Origin of the sequence: Pseudomonas botevensis (assembly GCF_019145475.1) — a bacterium.
GTDB classification, from domain to species: domain Bacteria; phylum Pseudomonadota; class Gammaproteobacteria; order Pseudomonadales; family Pseudomonadaceae; genus Aquipseudomonas; species Aquipseudomonas botevensis.
Genome location: NZ_JAHTKI010000001.1, coordinates 546,743 through 564,759 on the forward strand (window position 1 = coordinate 546,743; position 18,017 = coordinate 564,759).

An 18,017-nucleotide genomic window follows, 5' to 3' on the forward strand; every position below is an offset into this window, starting at 1 on the left:
GGATCAATGTTGAGCGGAGTGGTTATGGGTGATCGGCACGACTACGTGGCCCTCGAATGGGTCAAGGGCGAAATTGCCGAAACGCTGAAGCAGGCGCATCAGGCGATCGAAATCGTGCTGGACGATCCACAGGCCTCCGCTGGCCTGGACGAGTGCCTGACGTGCATCCATCAGGTGCACGGCAGTTTGCAGATGGTCGAGTTCTACGGCGCGGCGTTGCTGGCCGAAGAGATGGAGCATCTGGTCGACGCGTTGCAACATGAGCGCGTCAGTCATCGCGACGAAGCCCTGCATCTGCTGATGCAGGCCCTCAGCCAATTGCCGACTTACCTTGACCGCGTACAGGGCGCCCGCCGCGATCTGCCGCTGGTGGTGTTGCCGCTGATAAACGACTTGCGCAGCGCGCGCGGCGAAAGCCTGTTGTCGGAAACCAGCCTGTTCAGCCCGCAACTGCCACAACTGCCACCCCTGAGCCAGGAAGCACTGGCGCTGCTGGAGCCGGCGGAGCTGCCCGGCGTGCTGCGCAAATTGCGCCAGATGCTGCAAATGGCCCTGGTCGGTCTATTGCGCGAGCAGGACGATCAGACCCATCTGGGCTATTTGGCGAAACTCTTTACCCGCCTCGAAGCGCTGAGCGGCAACGCGCCGTTGAGCCCGTTGTGGCAGGTCGCCTCGGCGCTGGTCGAGGGCATGCGCGAGGGGCGGATCGCCAACAGCCCGGCGCTGCGCAGTTTGTTCAAGGACGCCGACAAGGAACTCAAGCGCCTGCTCGACCAGGGCATGGCCGGCCTCAATCAGCCGCCACCGCCGGAGCTGCTCAAAAGCCTGCTGTTCTATATTGCCAAAGCCGAACATCCCACCGGGCAGATGCTGACCATGAAAGATCGCTACTCCCTGGACGACGCGTTGCCCGACAGCGCGATGGTCGACGAAGAACGCGCGCGCTTGGCCGGCCCCGACCGCGATGCGATGCGCTCGGTGCTCGTGGCGTTGTGCGAAGAGCTGGTGCGGGTCAAGGAACGCCTCGACCTGTTCGTGCGCAGCGACCGTCAGCACGCCTCGGATCTGGACAGTCTGCTGGCGCCGTTGCGGCAGATCGCCGACACCCTGGCAGTGCTCGGTTTCGGCCAGCCGCGCAAGGTCATCATCGATCAACTGGCGGTGGTGCTCAGCCTCGCCCAGGGCCATCGCGAACCGAATGACGCGATCCTGATGGACGTCGCCGGGGCCTTGCTCTACGTCGAGGCGACGTTGGCCGGAATGGTCGGCACCGTCGAGCCGGAGAGCCAGGACGACAGTCGCCTGCCGACCACCGATCTGACGCAGATCCATCAGATCGTGATCAAGGAAGCGCGCATCGGCCTGCAACAGGCCAAGGACATGATCGTCGACTACATCGACGCCGATTGGGACCGGCAGCAACTGCAAGGCTTGCCGGCGCTGTTGACCCAGGTGCGTGGCGCACTGGCGATGATTCCGCTGAGTCGCGCGGCGAGCCTGCTCGAAGCCTGCAACGGTTTTATCCGCGAACACTTGCTGCTTGATCCGCATGAGCCCGGCTGGCAGCAACTGGACCACCTCGCCGACGCCATCAGCAGCCTGGAGTATTACCTCGAACGCCTGAGCGACGACCCGCAGGCGCCGAGCGAGCAACTGCTGGATGTGGCGCAAAAGAGCCTGGCGCGCCTCGGCTACTTCCCCAGCGAGCAGCATGTGCCGCTGCTGGATGACCGGCTCAGCCCCGGCGAGGCGCTGGTGATGCAAGACTTGCAGGCACTGGATGATCCGCAGGTCGCCCAGTCGCTGGCCGATGTGCTGGCCAGTCCGGTGTCGGCGGTCAACCCGCCGGCGCAGACCACGCCGGGCAGCCTGATGCCGCCGCCGGCCGGTGAAGAACCGGTGGATGACGAGTTGCGTGAAGTGTTTCTCGAAGAGACCGAGGAAGTGCTTGCGGTGCTGCGTGAATACCTGCCGCGCTGGACCGCCGCGCCCGACGATCGCGAGGCGCTGAGCGAACTGCGTCGCGCCTTCCACACCTTGAAAGGCAGCGGTCGCATGGTGCGCGCGCTGATCCTTGGCGAGCTGGCGTGGGCGCTGGAAAACCTGCTCAACCGAGTGCTGGAAAGCAGCGTCGAGCCCGATTCGGCGGTGCAGCAGTTGCTCGATGACACCGTGCTGCTGTTGCCCGATCTGATTGCCGAATTCGCCATCAACGCCCAGCGCCAGCGTCACGATGTCGATCAACTGGCGGCGCGCGCCCATGCGCTTGCCAAGGGCGACAAGCCGCTGCCCGCCGAAGATGTGGCGGACGTCGCGGCGCTCGACCCGTTGTTGCTGGAGATCTTCCGCAACGAGGCCGAAACCCATCTCGCCAGCCTCAACCGTTTCCTCGATCAAGCCGCCGAGCATGTGCCGTTGCAGGCCAGCGACGAGCTGCAGCGGGCGCTGCATACCCTCAAGGGCAGCGCGTCGATGGCCGGCGTGTTGCCGATTGCCGAACTGGCGGCGCCGCTGGACAAACTGGCCCGGGAGTTCAAGGCCCATCAACTGCCGCTGGATCTGGACGAAGTCGAACTGCTGCTGGAGGCCGAAGGCCTGTTTCGCATCGGCCTGCGCCAGTTTCGACACGATCCGCTGGCACCGATCGTCGGCGCGCATTCGTTGATCAAACGCACGGAGGCCTTGCTCGGCGAGCGTCTGGACGCGGTGCTCAACGCGCCGGATCGCGGCTCGCGGATCAAGCGCGATCCGCAATTGATCAACAACTTCCTGGCTCAGGGCATGGACATCCTGCTCGACGCCGAAAACCTTTTGCAGCGCTGGCAGCAGCACCCCGGCGAACGTCAGGAGCTCAGCGCGCTGCTGGATGAACTGACCACCCTCGGCGAGGGCGCGCACCTGGCGGACCTGCTGCCGGTGGACGTGTTGTGCGAAGCCTTGCTCGACCTGTATGGCGCGGTGGAAGAAAGCAGCCTGGCGGTCAGCGAGCGGTTCTTCGCCGAGGCGCAGCAGGCCCACGAAGCGCTGATCAACATGCTCGACGAACTGGCCGCGGGCCAGGAAGTCACGCCGCAGCCACAACGCATTCGCGCCTTGCACGAACTGCTCGACGAAAGCCTCGACCCATCGGCCATGGGCCTGATCCGCAGCGACGGCAGCCGCACCCTGAGCATCCATGAGCTGGGCAGCGCCACCGCCCAATTGCATCAGCGCGCCAGCGACCTCGCGCCGGATGACGAAATCGTCGAGATCTTCCTCGAAGAAGCGGTGGACATCATCGACAGCGCCGACCAGGCCTTGCAGCGCTGGCTGAGCGATCCGGAAAATGCCGCGCCGCTGTCGTCGCTGCAACGGGACATGCACACCCTCAAGGGTGGCGCGCGGATGGCCGAGGTCGATGCGGTGGGCGATCTGGCCCATGAGCTGGAGGGGCTTTATGGCGGTCTGGCGGACCGTCGTTACAGCCACAGTGCGGCATTGGAAAAACTGTTGCGCCACAGCCATGAACGGCTGGCGCTGTTCCTCGAACACTTGCACAACCATCAGCCACTGGACGATGCGCAGGATCTGATCGAGGCCATTCAGCGCTTGCGGCACAGCGCCGCCGGCACGCCGCCAGCGGCTGAATCAGCCGTGGGGCATGAAGGTGCCGGGCACGATCCGGAGCTGTTGGAGATCTTCCTCGAAGAAGGTTTCGACATCATCGAAAACTCCGGCGCGGCGCTCTCGCGCTGGCAAGCCGAGCCGGGCAATCGCCAGGAAGTGGAAACCCTGTTGCGCGACCTGCACACCCTCAAGGGCGGTGCGCGGATGGTGGAAATCGGCCCCATCGGCGACCTCGCCCATGAGTTGGAATACCTCTACGAAAGCCTCTCCAGCGGCGTGCTGCATCCGAGTGCCGAGCTGTTTGCGCTGGTGCAGCGCAGCCACGACCGGCTGGCGCAAATGCTCGATGGGGTGCGCGCCGGGCAGCCGTGTCCGCCAGCGGATCGGCTGATCAGCGCGATCCAGAATTTCAGTCACCCGACCACACCGCAAATCCCGGCGCCGGTACTGCCGGTGGCGCTGAAAAGCGAGCCGGTCGCCGCACCCGCCGAGCCGGGCGCGGATATGGTCAAGGTCTCCGCCGAACTGCTCGACGAACTGGTCAACCTGGCTGGGGAAACCTCGATTTTCCGTGGTCGGATCGAGCAACAGGTCAACGATGCACAAGTCGCCCTGAACGAGATGGAAACCACCATCGAGCGGATGCGTGACCAGTTGCGCCGTCTCGATACGGAAACCCAGGGGCGGATTCTCAGCCGTCAGCAAGTGGACGCTGAACGCCTCGGCTACGAAGAGTTCGATCCGCTGGAAATGGATCGCCACTCGCAGTTGCAGCAACTGTCCCGGGCGCTGTTCGAGTCGGCTTCCGACCTGCTCGATCTGAAGGAAACCCTCGATCGCCGCACCCACGACGCGGAGAACCTGCTGCAACAACAGGGACGGATCAACACCGAGTTGCAGGAAGGCCTGATGCGCACGCGCATGGTGCCGTTCGAGCGCATGCTGCCGCGCCTCAAGCGCATCGTCCGCCAGGTGGCCGAAGAGCTGAACAAGGACGTGGCGTTCGTCGTCGGCAATGCCGAAGGCGAGATGGATCGCAATGTCCTCGAACGCATGGCCGCGCCGCTGGAACACATGCTGCGCAACGCCGTCGACCATGGCCTGGAGTCCGCCGAGGTGCGGCTGGCGGCGGGCAAACCGGCGCAGGGGCAGATCACGCTCGACCTGTCCCGCGAGGGCGGCGACATCGTCTTCGACATCCGCGATGACGGTGCCGGCGTGCCGCTGGACGCGGTGCGGCGCAAGGCGGTCAAGCGCGGCTTGCTGGCGCCGGACGCGGACATCAGCGACCGCGACGTGTTGCAGTTCATCCTCCAGCCGGGCTTTTCCACCGCCGAAAAAATCACCCAGATATCCGGGCGCGGCGTGGGCATGGACGTGGTCCATGAAGAGGTGCGCCAGCTCGGCGGCAGCATGAGCATCGATTCGGTGCCGGGGCAGGGCGTGCATTTTCGCATTCGCCTGCCGTTCACCGTGTCGGTCAACCGCGCGCTGATGGTGCAGAGTGGCGAGGATCAGTACGCGATTCCGTTGAACACCATCGACGGTATCGTCCGCGTGCTGCCGAATGAACTGGAAGGGTTTTTCCATCTCGATCCACCGGTCTACGAGTACGGCGGCCAGCGTTACGAGCTGTGCTATCTGGGCGAATTGCTGAAGACCGCGCCGCGCCCCAAGTTGATCGGCCAGAGCCTGCCGGTGCCGGTGTTGCTGGTGCAATGCAACGAGCGTCACATCGCGGTGCAGGTCGATGCCATGGCCGGCACCCGCGAGATCGTGGTCAAGAGCCTCGGCCCGCAGTTCGCGGCGGTGCAGGGCGTGTCCGGGGCGACGATTCTGGGCGATGGCCGGGTGGTGCTGATTCTCGATCTGCTGGCACCGATCCGCGCGATGCAGGTGCGCATGCCGCAACGTCCGGCCGGCCAGGAAGTCAGCAGCGAGCAGAAGAAGCCGCTGCTGGTGCTGGTGGTCGACGATTCGGTTACCGTGCGCAAGGTCACCAGTCGCCTGCTCGAGCGTCACGGCATGAACGTGCTGACCGCCAAGGACGGCGTCGACGCCATGCTGCTGCTCGAAGAGCACATGCCCGACGTCATGCTGCTGGACATCGAGATGCCGCGCATGGACGGTTTCGAAGTGGCGACCCAGGTGCGCCACGACGAGCGCCTGCAACACCTGCCGATCATCATGATCACCTCGCGCACCGGGCAAAAACACCGCGACCGCGCCATGGCCATCGGCGTCAACGACTACCTCGGCAAGCCGTACCAGGAATCGGTGCTGCTCGAAAGCATCGCGCAATGGAGCAAGAAACATGCATGAGCGGCGCCATAACGCCCGCAGCAGTCAGCTCACCGGGCTGCTGCTGCCGCTGTCCGACCGCAACCTGATCCTGCCCAACGTCGCCGTCGCCGAACTGATCGACTACCAGGCCAGCGCCTTCGACCTCGATACGCCGCCGTGGTATCTGGGCCGCGTGACCTGGCGTGAACGGCAGATTCCATTGCTGAGTTTCGAGTCGGCGTGCGGCAACAAAATCGTCATCGGCGAGCGGGCGCGGATCGTCATCCTCAATGCCCTGGGTGGGTTGCCGGAGCTGAAGTTCATTGCCTTGCTGGTGCAGGGGATTCCCCGTTCCTACAAGCTCGACAGTCAGTTGAGTTATGTGGATGTGCCGTTGTGTGCCCTGGAGCAGGCGGCGGTGCAGGTGGGGGAGCAGGTGGCGAAGGTGCCGGATTTGTTGGCGCTGGAGAAGTTATTGGTGGATGCCGGACTGGTTTGAGTCCACTTGAGTTTTGTGTCGCCCCCATTCCCCTCACCCCAGCCCTCTCCCGGAGGGAGAGGGGGCCGACCGAGGTGTTGCGCTATCCATCGACCTGAGCCACCGAGTTGATTATGGATTCAGAGCAAATCGTTCAGGTCGTTGCAGCTTTCGAACATCCCCGATCAGTCCCCTCTCCCTCCGGGAGAGGGCTAGGGTGAGGGCGCTTTTGATCGTTACGCTCAGCGTAATGATTCACCGCCGCGCTTGATTGATGCCCCCACCCCACGCTCCTAAGGTAGCTCCACGACAGCGAACCCCGTGGAGTGAGCATGACAACAACAATTTCCCCCGACTCGCGCTGGACGCGGCGGCGTGACGAGAAACAGCGTCGCCTCGACCGGGTGCGTGGTCTGGCCGACGGTGCGGTGTTGCCAACCGACAGGATCGTCGCGGCGCTCGAAGCGCTGATCCTGCCCGGCGACCGCGTGGTGCTGGAAGGCAACAACCAGAAGCAGGCGGATTTCCTCTCCCGTGCCCTTGCCAAGGCTGATCCGCAGAAGCTCCACGACCTGCACATGATCATGCCCAGCGTCGGCCGCTCCGAGCACCTCGACCTGTTCGAACGGGGTATCGCCCGCAAGCTCGATTTCTCCTTTGCCGGCACCCAGAGCCTGCGCATCAGCCAGTTGCTCGAAGACGGCCTGCTGGAAATCGGCGCGATCCACACCTACATCGAACTCTACGCCCGACTGGTGGTGGACCTGATCCCCAACGTCGTACTCTCGGCCGGGTTCATGGCCGACCGCGCCGGCAACATCTACACCGGCCCGAGCACCGAAGACACGCCGGCGCTGATCGAACCGGCGGCATTCAGCGACGGCATCGTCATCGTCCAGGTCAACCAGTTGGTCGACGACGTCAGCGAACTGCCACGGGTGGATATCCCGGCATCGTGGGTGGATTTCGTGGTGGTGGCGGACAAGCCGTTCTACATCGAACCGCTGTTCACCCGCGACCCTCGGCACATCAAGCCTGTGCATGTGCTGATGGCGATGATGGCGATCCGGGGCATCTACGAAAAACATAACGTGCAGTCGCTCAACCACGGCATCGGTTTCAACACCGCCGCCATCGAGCTGATCCTGCCGACCTATGGCGAATCCCTCGGCCTCAAGGGCAAGATCTGTCGCAACTGGACGCTCAACCCGCACCCGACCCTGATCCCCGCCATCGAAAGCGGTTGGGTCGAGAGCGTGCATTGCTTCGGCACCGAACTGGGCATGGAAAAGTACATTGCCGCGCGCCCCGACGTGTTCTTCACCGGCCGCGACGGCTCGTTGCGTTCGAACCGGATGGTCTGCCAACTGGCCGGGCAATACGCGGTGGATCTGTTTATCGGCGCCACTTTGCAGGTCGATGGCGACGGTCATTCCTCGACGGTCACCCGTGGCCGTCTTGCCGGTTTCGGTGGTGCGCCGAACATGGGCCATGACCCGCGCGGACGTCGTCACGGCACCCCGGCGTGGCTCGACATGCGCCACGACGATTCGCAGCAACCGATGCTCGAACGCGGCAAGAAGCTGGTGGTGCAAATGGTCGAGACGTTCCAGGAGGGCGGCAAACCGACCTTCGTCGAAACCCTCGACGCCGTGGAGGTGGCGAAGAAAAGCGGCATGCCGCTGGCGCCGATCATGATCTACGGCGACGACGTCACCCACCTGCTCACCGAAGAAGGCATCGCCTACCTGTACAAGGCCCGCTCGCTGGAAGAGCGCCAGGCAATGATCGCCGCCGTGGCCGGGGTCACCGCCATCGGTCTGCGGCACAACCCGAAAGACACCGAACGCATGCGCCGCGAAGGCTTGATCGCCTTGCCCGAAGACCTCGGCATCCGCCGCACCGACGCCACCCGCGAACTGCTGGCGGCGAAAAGCGTGGCCGATCTGGTCGAGTGGTCCGGCGGCCTCTACAACCCGCCCGCCAAGTTCAGGAGCTGGTAATGCACGCACTCAACCTGCAAGCGAGAAGCCTCAGCCTGGCCGAGCGTCTGGCGGATCTGGCGGTGGACGCGTTGATCGACGAGGCCGACCTGTCACCGAAACCGGCGCTGGTCGACCGTCGTGGCAACGGTGCCCACAGCGATCTGCACCTGGGACTGATGCACGCCTCGGCGCTGGCCTTGTGGCCGGCGTTCAAGGAGATGGCCGAAGCGGCCATTGAGATCGGCGAAGTCGGTATGCCGCTGCGTGAGGCGATCGGTCGAATCGGTCGTGAAGGCGAGCAAGCCATGCTCGCCACCACCCACGGCGTGAATACCCATCGCGGCGCGATCTGGGCGCTGGGTCTGTTGGTCAGCGCCGCCGCGCTGGCGCCACAGGCCAGCGGTGCCGGCGCGGTCACGTTGCGCGCCGCCCGCCTGGCGTTGCTGGAGGATCGCGATGCGCCGCGTCCAATGAGCCACGGCGCACAAGTCGCGCAACGCTACGGTGCCCGGGGCGCCCGCGAAGAAGCACAACTCGGCTTTCCCTCGGTGATGCAACGCGGCCTGCCGCAACTCAAACGCAGCCGCATCGCCGGTCATGGCGAACAGAACGCCCGGCTCGACGCGTTACTGGCGATCATGACCGAACTGGCTGACACCTGCGTGCTGTACCGCGCCGGTGAACCAGGCCTGCACGCCATGCAGCACGGTGCCCGGTCGGTACTCGACGCCGGTGGCAGCGCCAGCCTCGGTGGTCGCCGTCGCCTGCACGAACTGGATCAACAACTCATCGCATTGAATGCCTCGCCCGGTGGCGCCGCCGACTTGCTCGCCGCCACGCTGCTGCTCGACCGAATCGAGCGCGACGGCATCCTTCAGGGAGCGTTTTGATGGAAACCTTATCCTTTGAATTCCCCGCCGGGCAGCCGCCACGCGGTCGGGCGCTGGTGGGCTGTGTCGGCTCGGGCGACCTGGAAGTGCTGATCGAACCGGGTCTGGCCGGGCGCCTGACCATCAACGTGCAGACCTCGGTCAATGGCAGCGAACAGCGCTGGCAGCACCTGTTCGCGCGGATGTTCGATGGCACCACGCCGCCGGCCATGAGCATCGATATCCACGACTTCGGCGCGACCCCCGGCGTGGTACGCCTGCGTCTGGAACAGGGCTTCGAGGAGATCGGCCATGACTGACAGCGCAGCGCTTCTGAACAAGCACAGCTTCGTCGAACTCGGCGCGCGGCAACGGGCGAAAGCCTTGCTCGATGCCGGCAGCTTTCGCGAATTGCTCGATCCGTTTCAACGGGTCATGTCGCCGTGGCTGGAGCGCCAGGGCGTGGTGCCCCAGGCCGATGATGGCGTGGTGATCGCCAAGGGCAGCCTCGACGGTTTGCCGGTGGTGATCGCCGCCATCGAAGGCGCGTTCCAGGGCGGCAGCCTCGGCGAAGTCGGCGGGGCGAAGATTGCCGGTGCGCTGGAACTGGCCGCCGAGGACAACCGCAAGGGCATTGCGACCCGCGCGATCCTGCTGCTGGAAACCGGCGGCGTGCGCTTGCAGGAAGCCAACCTCGGACTGGCGGCGATTGCCGACATCCACGCGGCGATTGTCGACTTGCAGCAATACCAGCCGGTGGTCGGCGTGGTGGCGGGCAGCGTCGGGTGTTTTGGCGGCATGTCGATTGCCGCCGGGCTGTGCAGTTATCTGCTGGTGACCCAGGAAGCACGCCTCGGCCTCAACGGCCCGCAGGTCATCGAACAGGAAGCCGGAATCGAGGAATACGACTCTCGCGACCGCCCGTTCATCTGGAGCCTGACCGGTGGCGAGCAGCGTTTCGCCAGTGGCCTGGTGGATCGTTACGTCGCCGATGACGTGGCGCAGATTCGCGATCAGGTCGGCGAACTGCTGCAACAAGGCTTGCCGCCGCAACCGCGCAGCCAGCGTGCCGAATGGTTCCTGCAACGTCTGGCGGGCCTGGAAACCGGGCCGCAAATCGAACCGTCGATGGTTCGCGATCTGTATCAAGGAGAGCGCTCATGAGTGGCTATTCCCTGCGGGGCTTGAACTGGTTTAACGCCTTGAGCGCCGGCGCAAAAGCGCTGGATGGCCTGCCGCCGTCGCTGCGGGTGGCCGACGTGGCGCTCGGGCGTTTGCTGGCGGTGGTGGCCGATCCGGACAACCGTTTCCCCCGTGCCCGCAACGGCGAGGTGGGGCTGCTGGAAGGCTGGGGACTGGCGAAGGCCGTGGATGACGCCATCAGCGCCGACCGTGAGCAGACGCACAAGCGTCCGCTGATCGCCATCGTCGATGTACCGAGTCAGGCCTACGGGCGTCGCGAAGAAGCCCTCGGCATTCATCAGGCCCTGGCCGGCGCGGCGGATGCCTATGCCCGTGCGCGACTGGCCGGGCATCCGGTGATCGCGCTGCTGGTGGGCAAGGCGATGTCCGGGGCGTTTCTCGCCCATGGCTATCAGGCCAACCGGCTGATTGCCCTGCGCGATCCGGGGGTGATGGTGCATGCGATGGGCAAGGCTTCGGCGGCACGAGTGACCTTGCGCAGTGTCGAGGAACTCGAAGCCCTGGCGTCCAGCGTGCCGCCCATGGCCTATGACATCGACAGCTACGCCAGCCTCGGGCTGCTGTGGGAAACCCTGTCGGTGCAGCAGATCGAGCAACCGACGGCGGAGGATCTGGCGCGGGTGACCGAGTGCCTGAAGCAAGCCATCGGCGATGTCTCCAGCGGTGATCTGAGCAATCGTCTCGGCGCCACCAATCGCGCAGCTTCCAGCCGGGTGCGCGAATTGCTGAGGGCGCAGTGGTGAGCCTGCCACTGGCCCACGACCTGCTCTGGGGCATGACCCCGGCGCAGTTGCCGGCGGATGCGCCGCAGTGGGCCATCGACGCGCTGCGCGCCAGGCAACCGGTGGTGGTGCGCCGGGCGTTGAGCATCAATGGGCAGATTGCCGTGGGCCTGCGCGGGGTATCGCGCGAGCAGCGCCTGGCGGGGTTCATGGCGATCGATTCGATTGCGCACCGGCTCAGTCCTGAGGCGCTGTGTCATGTCGACAGCGCGCGTGATCTGCCGGTCCTGCGTGCCCTCAAGCAACTGCGGCCGATGCTCGATGACTGCGGTTGGGTGTGGGGTGTCAGCGGCAGTGTCGGGTTCGAGCTGGCGAGCGGGTTTGCCGCGATGCACGCGGCCAGCGATCTGGATCTGATCCTGCGCACGCCACAATGGCTGGCGCGCAATCAGGCGCGCGAGCTGGTGGCGTTTTTCGATCAGGCTGAATGCCGGGTCGACCTGCAATTGCAGACACCGTTCGGTGCGGTGGCGCTGCGTGAGTGGGCTGGCGCTTCCTCGCGGGTGCTGCTGAAAAATGCCCGGCAGGCCTGCCTGGTCAGCGATCCGTGGAATCCGCAGGAGCAGGCCGCGTGAGCAGCCTGCTGGTGTTCCCCGGTCAGGGCGCGCAGCAGCCGGGCATGCTCCGGCGTTTGGCGCGGGAAACGCTGGTCGAGGCCAGTGATGTGCTCGGTGAAGACGTCGGTTTGCTGGATTCGTCTGAAGCGTTGCGCAGCACCCGCGCCGTGCAGTTGTGTTTACTGATTGCGGGTGTGGCTGCATCGCGCCAGTTGTTGCAAGACGGGGCAACCGTGGATTACGTGGCCGGCCTGTCCATCGGCGCCTATCCGGCGGCGGTAGTGGCCGGGGCTTTGGGATTCGGCGATGCGCTGCATCTGGTCAGCCTGCGCGGTGAACTGATGCAGCAGGCTTGTCCACAAGGCTTCGGCATGACCGCCATCACCGGTCTGCCACTGGCGACGGTGGAAGCGTTGGTCGCGCAAGTCCACGGCAGCGAATCACCGGTTTACCTGGCGAACATCAACGCCGATAACCAGGTGGTGATCGCTGGCAGCGACCCGGCCATGCACGCGGTCGCCGAACTGGCGCGCAGTTGCGGCGCGGGGTTGGCGAAACGGTTGGCGGTGAGTGTGCCGTCCCATTGTCCGCTGCTCGATGAACCCGCGCAGGCCCTTGCCGAAGCGTTCGCCAGGGTGCCGATGCAGTCGCCGAACATCGCTTACCTGAGCGGCAGCCGCGCGCGTCCGCTGATCAAGGTCGACGCCCTGCGCGATGACCTCGCCTTCAACATGTGCCGCGTGGTGGATTGGCGCGGCACCGTGCAAAGCGCCTACGAGCGCGGCGTGCGATTACAAATCGAACTGCCGCCCGGTGCGGTGCTGACCGGGCTGGCGCGCCGGGTGTTCGAACAGGGCACGGTCACTGCCTTCGACAGTGCCCGGCTCGACACCCTGCAAGCGCTGTTGCGTGAGGAGGATGGCCGCCGACCCTAGACCGCCGACTCAAGCTTCGAACAACAAAAACAACATTCGACGATGCACTTTGAGGACTACAACAATGATTATTTACGGTGTGGCGCTGCTGGCGATCTGTACGCTGGCGGGAGTGATCATGGGTGACCTGCTTGGCGTGCTGCTGGGGGTCAAATCCAACGTGGGCGGGGTCGGCATTGCCATGATCCTGCTGATCTGCGCGCGGTTGTGGATGCAAAAGCGCGGCGGCATGACCAAGGACTGCGAGATGGGCGTCGGCTTCTGGGGCGCCATGTACATCCCGGTGGTGGTGGCGATGGCCGCGCAACAGAACGTCGTCACCGCGCTGCACGGCGGGCCGGTGGCGGTGCTGGCGGCGATCGGTTCGGTGCTGGTCTGCGGCTGCACCATTGCCCTGATCAGCCGGACCCACAAAGGTGAACCGTTGCCCGACGAACCGGTAGAAACCGCGCCGACCGTCGCCCCGGCAGGAGGTCGCTGATATGTGGGATCTCATCGAAAAAGGTCTGGAACACAACGGTCTGATCACCGCTTTCGCCTTCGTCGGCGTCATCATGTGGGTCTCGGTGATTCTTTCCAGACGCCTGACGTTCGGACGGATTCACGGCTCGGCGATTGCCATCGTCATCGGTCTGGTGCTGGCCTGGGTCGGCGGCACCATGACCGGCGGGCAGAAGGGCCTGGCGGATCTGACGTTGTTCTCCGGCATCGGCCTGATGGGCGGGGCGATGCTGCGGGATTTTGCGATCGTGGCGACCGCATTTGAAGTGCAGGCCACCGAGGCGAAGAAGGCCGGGCTGATCGGCGTGATCGCCTTGCTGCTGGGCACGGTGCTGCCGTTCATTGTCGGCGCGTGCATGGCCTGGGCCTTCGGTTATCGCGATGCGGTGAGCATGACCACCATCGGCGCCGGTGCGGTGACCTACATCGTCGGACCGGTGACGGGCGCGGCGATTGGCGCGACTTCTGATGTGATGGCGCTGTCGATTGCCACCGGGTTGATCAAGGCGATTCTGGTGATGGTCGGCACGCCGGTGGCGGCGCGCTGGATGGGCCTGGACAACCCACGCTCGGCGATGGTGTTCGGCGGGTTGGCCGGCACGGTCAGCGGCGTGACCGCCGGGCTGGCGGCGACGGACCGGCGGCTGGTGCCTTACGGCGCGCTGACGGCCACGTTCCATACCGGGCTTGGCTGTCTGCTTGGGCCTTCGCTGTTGTTCTTCATTGTTCGCGGGATTGTGGGCTGAAGATCAAAAGCCCCTCACCCCAGCCCTCGCCCCCTTGGGGGAGATGGCTGGGGGTAGGCTTATCTGCTATTGATCACACCGCCGACTGGCGATTGGCATACATCCGACACTCCGCCAGCAACGCCAGCAAGTTCGGATCGCGCTCCTTGGCCTTCAAAAAAACCACCCCGATGTGCTGCTGCAACCGGTACTTCTCCTGCAACGGAATCAGCTTCACCCGGTTCTCGTACACCGCCGCAATCCTCCCCGGCAGCAACGCATAACCCACCCCGGAACTGACCATGCTCAGTAGGGTGAAGATGTCGTTGACCTGCATCGCCACCTTCGGCTCGAACCCCGCCTGGCGGAACACCCGAATGCCGTCCTGATGGGTGGCGAAGCCTTGGGTGAGGGTGATGAAGGTTTCGTCGCGCACCTCAGCCAAATCCACTTCACGACGCTGGGCAAAACGTGAATCCGCCGGGGTGGCGAGGAAGATGTCGTCGGAGAACAGCGGGATCTGCTCGCAGTCGGGGTCGTTGATGCTGTCGTCCAGCGACACCAGGATCGCGTCGACTTCCATGTTCTTCAGCTTGTACAACAGGTCGATGTTCGAGCCCAGGATCAGGTCGATGTTGAGTTCGCTGCGGCGGATTTTCAGGCCCATGATCAGCTGCGGCACGGTCTTCACCGTCAGCGAATACAGCGAACCGAGTTTGAAGCGTTCGGCGGAGAACCCGGCGGCCTCACGGGTCAGGCGCACGCTTTCGACCACGTCCTGGATCAGCTTCTGCGCCCGTTCTTCGAGCACGTAGGCGCTTTCCAGCGGCGTCAGGTTGCGACCCTCGTGTTTGAACAGCGGGCAGCGCAGGGCGCTTTCCAGTGAGTGGATGGCGCGATGCACGCTGACGTTGCTGGTCTGCAATTCTGCGGCGGCGCGGGCGAGGTTGCCGGTGCGCATGAACGCGAGGAACACCTCGAGTTTCTTCAGGGTCAATTCTTCGTCGATCAGCATGGCGCGGACTCTTTTTGGTATCGGCCGATTGTGCCCGCCTTTTGCGCACATGTTGAACGGAAACATTGCGCTTTTACGCTCAAGGCCCGAGCCTTGCGCGTTGCGGTCATGAATGGGAGGTGGGCGACACATGTATCACGGGGAAAAACTCAACGCCTGGACGCATCTGGTCGGGGCGGTGGCGGCGTTTGTCGGCGGGATCTGGCTGGTGGTGATCGCCAGCCTCGACGGCAGTGCGTGGAAGATCGTCAGTGTGGCGATCTACGCTTTTACCTTGCTGGTGCTCTACAGCGCTTCGACCGTTTACCACAGCGTGCGCGGGCGCAAGAAAGCGATCATGAAGAAGGTCGATCACTTTTCGATCTACCTGCTGATCGCCGGCAGCTACACCCCGTTCTGCCTGGTGACGCTGCGTGGGCCGTGGGGCTGGACGCTGTTCGGGATCGTCTGGGGACTGGCGTTGATCGGCATCCTGCAAGAGATCAAGCCGCGCTCTGAAGCGCGGGTTCTGTCGATCGTGATCTACGCGGTGATGGGCTGGATCGTGCTGGTGGCGGTCAAACCGCTGATCGCCGCGCTGGGGACGGCGGGGTTTGCCTGGCTGGCGTCGGGTGGTGTGCTGTACACCGTGGGCATCATCTTCTTCGCCCTCGACCATCGCCTGCGGCATGCCCACGGGATCTGGCATCTGTTCGTGATTGCCGGGAGCCTGCTGCACTTTGTCGCGATCTGGTTTTACGTTCTGTAATCCCCGTTCCCACAGCTCTGGCGGTTAGAAGTCCCCCCAAAGCTGCTGGGCCACCGCCAGCGCCACCACCGGCGCGGTTTCGGTGCGTAGCACTCGTGGCCCGAGGCGGGCGGCGTGGAAACCGTTGGCCTTGGCCTGTTCGACTTCGGCGTCGGACAAACCGCCCTCCGGCCCGATCAGAAACGCCAGGGTCGCCGGTTTGGCATGGCTGACCAGCGGTTCGGCCACCGGATGCAAAACCAGTTTCAGATCCGCCTCGGTCTGCTTGAGCCAGTCGGCCAGCAGCACCGGCGGATGAATCACCGGCACCCGCGAACGACCGCATTGCTCGCAAGCGCTGATCGCCACCTGACGCCAGTGCAGCAGGCGCTTGTCGGCGCGTTCGTCCTTGAGCCGGACTTCGCAGCGTTCGCTGAAGATCGGGGTGATTTCAGTCACGCCCAGTTCGGTGGCTTTCTGGATCGCCCAGTCCATCCGCTCGCCCCGGGACAGGCCCTGGCCGAGGTGGATCTGCAACGGCGATTCGATCTGACCGGCAAATTGCTCATCGATGCGGACCACCACACGTTTCTTGCCGACTTCTGCCAATGCGCCAAGAAATTCATGGCCGGAGCCGTCGAACATCTGCACCGCATCACCCTCGACCATGCGCAGCACGCGGCTGATGTAATGCGCCTGGGCCTCCGGCAATTCGTGTTCGCCGAGGCTCAGGGGGGCGTCGATAAAGAAGCGGGACAGTCTCATTTCGGATCTCTGTGAAAAAGCGAATCAGTTGAATCGGTGTCGGCCTCATTCGCGGGCAAGCCCGCTCCCACAAGGAAAAGCATTCCCATGTGGGAGCGGGCTTGCCCGCGAACGGACTCAACCCGGATCGCGGAAGCCGGGATGGAAGTCTTTCGGCACCGCCACGCTGACGCTGTCGCGGGTGGCGATGTCGATGCCCTCGCTGGCGACTTCGGCAAGGAAGTCGATCTGCTCCGGGGTGATCACGTACGGTGGCAGGAAATACACCACGCTGCCCAGCGGACGCAGCAGCGCGCCACGCTCCAGCGCATGCTGGAACACTTTCAGGCCGCGCCGCTCCTGCCACGGGTAGGCCTCGCGGGTGGCCTTGTCCTTGACCATCTCGATCGCCAGCACCATGCCGGTCTGGCGCACCTCGGACACGTTCGGGTGATCGACCAGATGCGCCGTGGCCGAGGCCATGCGTTGTGCCAGGGCCTGGTTGTTCTCGATGACGTTGTCCTGTTCGAAGATGTCCAGCGTCGCCAGCGCCGCCGCACAGGCCAGCGGGTTGCCGGTGTAGCTGTGGGAGTGGAGGAACGCGCGCAGGGTCGGGTAGTCGTCGTAGAACGCGCTGTAGACCTCATCGGTGGTCAGGCACGCCGCCAGCGGCAGGTAACCGCCGGTCAGGGCTTTCGACAGACAGAGGAAATCCGGACGGATGCCGGCCTGCTCACAGGCGAACATCGTCCCGGTGCGGCCGAAGCCGACGGCGATTTCGTCGTGGATCAGGTGTACGCCATAACGGTCGCAGGCCTCGCGCAGCAGCTTGAGGTAGACCGGGTGATACATGCGCATGCCGCCGGCACCCTGGATCAGCGGCTCGACAATCACCGCCGCGACGCTGTCGTGGTTTTCGGCGAGGGTCTGTTCCATGGCGGCGAACATGTTGCGTGAGTGCTCTTCCCAGCTCATGCCCTGCGGGCGCAGGTAGCAATCGGGGCTTGGCACCTTGATGGTGTCCATCAGCAGCGCTTTGTAGGTCTCGGTGAACAGCGGCACGTCACCGACCGCCATCGCCGCCATGGTTTCGCCGTGGTAGCTGTTGGTCAGGGTGACGAAGCGTTTCTTGTTCGGCTGGCCGCGATTGAGCCAGTAGTGAAAGCTCATTTTCAGCGCGACTTCGATGCACGACGAACCATTATCGGCGTAGAAAACCCGGTTCAGGCCTGCCGGCGTCATCTGCACCAGGCGTTCGGACAACTCGATCACCGGTTGATGGCTGAAGCCGGCCAGAATCACATGTTCCAGCTGATCGACCTGATCCTTGATGCGCTGGTTGATGCGCGGGTTGGCGTGGCCGAACACGTTGACCCACCAGGAGCTGACGGCATCCAGGTAGCGCTTGCCTTCGAAGTCTTCCAGCCAGACGCCTTCACCGCGCTTGATCGGGATCAGCGGCAGCTGTTCGTGGTCTTTCATCTGGGTGCAGGGATGCCACAGAACCGCGAGATCGCGTTGCATCCACTGATTATTCAGGCCCATTTACAGTCTCCTCGAGGCGGCTCGCGTCGGGCGCGGGCAAACAATCGCGCAAGCCTATGCAA

The 18,017-nt window shown here is 64.4% G+C and carries 15 protein-coding genes; 12 read left to right on the forward strand and 3 right to left on the reverse strand.

Annotated elements, in window-relative coordinates; genetic code table 11:
* Positions 1–24 precede the first annotated feature (24 nt).
* From KVQ74_RS02640 to madM, 11 genes are all read left to right on the forward strand, one after another.
* On the forward strand, positions 25–5,928 hold the full coding sequence (locus tag KVQ74_RS02640; RefSeq protein ID WP_217829440.1) for an Hpt domain-containing protein: 5,904 nt from the start codon (positions 25–27) through the stop codon (positions 5,926–5,928).
* Entirely contained in the window at positions 5,921–6,388 is a 468-nt protein-coding gene (locus tag KVQ74_RS02645) for a chemotaxis protein CheW (RefSeq protein WP_217829441.1), read from the forward strand. Before KVQ74_RS02640 ends, KVQ74_RS02645 begins: the two co-directional genes overlap by 8 nt.
* Before the next feature lie 311 nt (positions 6,389–6,699).
* On the forward strand, positions 6,700–8,370 hold the full coding sequence (gene mdcA / locus KVQ74_RS02650) for a malonate decarboxylase subunit alpha (RefSeq protein ID WP_217829442.1): 1,671 nt from the start codon (positions 6,700–6,702) through the stop codon (positions 8,368–8,370).
* Entirely contained in the window at positions 8,370–9,242 is an 873-nt protein-coding gene (locus KVQ74_RS02655) for a triphosphoribosyl-dephospho-CoA synthase (RefSeq protein WP_217829443.1), read from the forward strand. Before mdcA ends, KVQ74_RS02655 begins: the two co-directional genes overlap by 1 nt.
* Positions 9,242–9,541, forward strand: a complete 300-nt coding sequence (locus KVQ74_RS02660; protein WP_217829444.1) for a malonate decarboxylase subunit delta — start codon at positions 9,242–9,244, stop codon at positions 9,539–9,541. The genes KVQ74_RS02655 and KVQ74_RS02660 overlap by 1 nt, the downstream gene beginning before the upstream one ends.
* The gene (locus KVQ74_RS02665; RefSeq protein WP_217829445.1) at positions 9,534–10,385 is read left to right on the forward strand and encodes a biotin-independent malonate decarboxylase subunit beta; all 852 of its coding nucleotides are present in this window, start codon (positions 9,534–9,536) and stop codon (positions 10,383–10,385) included. Before KVQ74_RS02660 ends, KVQ74_RS02665 begins: the two co-directional genes overlap by 8 nt.
* Positions 10,382–11,167 (forward strand): biotin-independent malonate decarboxylase subunit gamma, encoded by a 786-nt coding sequence (mdcE, locus tag KVQ74_RS02670; RefSeq protein WP_217829446.1) that lies wholly within the window; start codon positions 10,382–10,384, stop codon positions 11,165–11,167. The genes KVQ74_RS02665 and mdcE overlap by 4 nt, the downstream gene beginning before the upstream one ends.
* A complete protein-coding gene (locus KVQ74_RS02675) occupies positions 11,161–11,781 on the forward strand; it encodes a malonate decarboxylase holo-ACP synthase (RefSeq protein ID WP_217829447.1) in 621 nt (206 codons plus the stop codon). Before mdcE ends, KVQ74_RS02675 begins: the two co-directional genes overlap by 7 nt.
* Positions 11,778–12,698 carry a malonate decarboxylase subunit epsilon gene (gene mdcH, locus KVQ74_RS02680; protein ID WP_217829448.1) on the forward strand — a complete coding sequence of 307 codons (921 nt, stop codon included), beginning with the start codon at positions 11,778–11,780 and terminating at the stop codon, positions 12,696–12,698. Before KVQ74_RS02675 ends, mdcH begins: the two co-directional genes overlap by 4 nt.
* 64 nt (positions 12,699–12,762) lie before the next feature.
* A complete protein-coding gene (gene madL, locus KVQ74_RS02685) occupies positions 12,763–13,179 on the forward strand; it encodes a malonate transporter subunit MadL (RefSeq protein ID WP_217829449.1) in 417 nt (138 codons plus the stop codon).
* A 1-nt stretch (position 13,180) separates the two neighbouring features.
* Entirely contained in the window at positions 13,181–13,945 is a 765-nt protein-coding gene (gene madM, locus KVQ74_RS02690) for a malonate transporter subunit MadM (protein ID WP_217829450.1), read from the forward strand.
* Positions 13,946–14,018: 73 nt separating this feature from the next.
* On the opposite strand, the gene KVQ74_RS02695 is transcribed toward madM, so the two are convergent.
* The gene (locus tag KVQ74_RS02695; protein WP_217829451.1) at positions 14,019–14,939 is read right to left on the reverse strand and encodes a LysR family transcriptional regulator; all 921 of its coding nucleotides are present in this window, start codon (positions 14,937–14,939) and stop codon (positions 14,019–14,021) included.
* Positions 14,940–15,069: 130 nt separating this feature from the next.
* Between KVQ74_RS02695 and trhA the strand changes: the two genes are divergently transcribed.
* The gene (gene trhA, locus KVQ74_RS02700; protein WP_217829452.1) at positions 15,070–15,687 is read left to right on the forward strand and encodes a PAQR family membrane homeostasis protein TrhA; all 618 of its coding nucleotides are present in this window, start codon (positions 15,070–15,072) and stop codon (positions 15,685–15,687) included.
* A gap of 24 nt (positions 15,688–15,711) precedes the next feature.
* Here the strand turns inward: trhA and KVQ74_RS02705 are convergent, their stop codons facing one another.
* A complete protein-coding gene (locus tag KVQ74_RS02705) occupies positions 15,712–16,431 on the reverse strand; it encodes a 16S rRNA (uracil(1498)-N(3))-methyltransferase (protein ID WP_217829453.1) in 720 nt (239 codons plus the stop codon).
* A gap of 117 nt (positions 16,432–16,548) precedes the next feature.
* Positions 16,549–17,955: an adenosylmethionine--8-amino-7-oxononanoate transaminase gene (locus tag KVQ74_RS02710; RefSeq protein ID WP_217829454.1), complete on the reverse strand. Its 1,407-nt coding sequence runs from the start codon at positions 17,953–17,955 to the stop codon at positions 16,549–16,551.
* Between the last annotated feature and the right edge of the window lie 62 nt (positions 17,956–18,017).

Coding starts and splice junctions, on each gene's coding strand:
- KVQ74_RS02655 (WP_217829443.1), top strand. CDS start 8,370: ATGCACGCACTCAACCTGCAAGCGAGAAGCCTCAGCCTGGCCGAGCGT.
- mdcA (WP_217829442.1), top strand. CDS start 6,700: ATGACAACAACAATTTCCCCCGACTCGCGCTGGACGCGGCGGCGTGAC.
- madM (WP_217829450.1), top strand. CDS start 13,181: ATGTGGGATCTCATCGAAAAAGGTCTGGAACACAACGGTCTGATCACC.
- trhA (WP_217829452.1), top strand. CDS start 15,070: ATGTATCACGGGGAAAAACTCAACGCCTGGACGCATCTGGTCGGGGCG.
- KVQ74_RS02710 (WP_217829454.1), bottom strand. CDS start 17,955: ATGGGCCTGAATAATCAGTGGATGCAACGCGATCTCGCGGTTCTGTGG.
- KVQ74_RS02665 (WP_217829445.1), top strand. CDS start 9,534: ATGACTGACAGCGCAGCGCTTCTGAACAAGCACAGCTTCGTCGAACTC.
- KVQ74_RS02705 (WP_217829453.1), bottom strand. CDS start 16,431: ATGAGACTGTCCCGCTTCTTTATCGACGCCCCCCTGAGCCTCGGCGAA.
- KVQ74_RS02660 (WP_217829444.1), top strand. CDS start 9,242: ATGGAAACCTTATCCTTTGAATTCCCCGCCGGGCAGCCGCCACGCGGT.
- madL (WP_217829449.1), top strand. CDS start 12,763: ATGATTATTTACGGTGTGGCGCTGCTGGCGATCTGTACGCTGGCGGGA.
- KVQ74_RS02640 (WP_217829440.1), top strand. CDS start 25: ATGGGTGATCGGCACGACTACGTGGCCCTCGAATGGGTCAAGGGCGAA.
- mdcE (WP_217829446.1), top strand. CDS start 10,382: ATGAGTGGCTATTCCCTGCGGGGCTTGAACTGGTTTAACGCCTTGAGC.
- KVQ74_RS02645 (WP_217829441.1), top strand. CDS start 5,921: ATGCATGAGCGGCGCCATAACGCCCGCAGCAGTCAGCTCACCGGGCTG.
- KVQ74_RS02695 (WP_217829451.1), bottom strand. CDS start 14,939: ATGCTGATCGACGAAGAATTGACCCTGAAGAAACTCGAGGTGTTCCTC.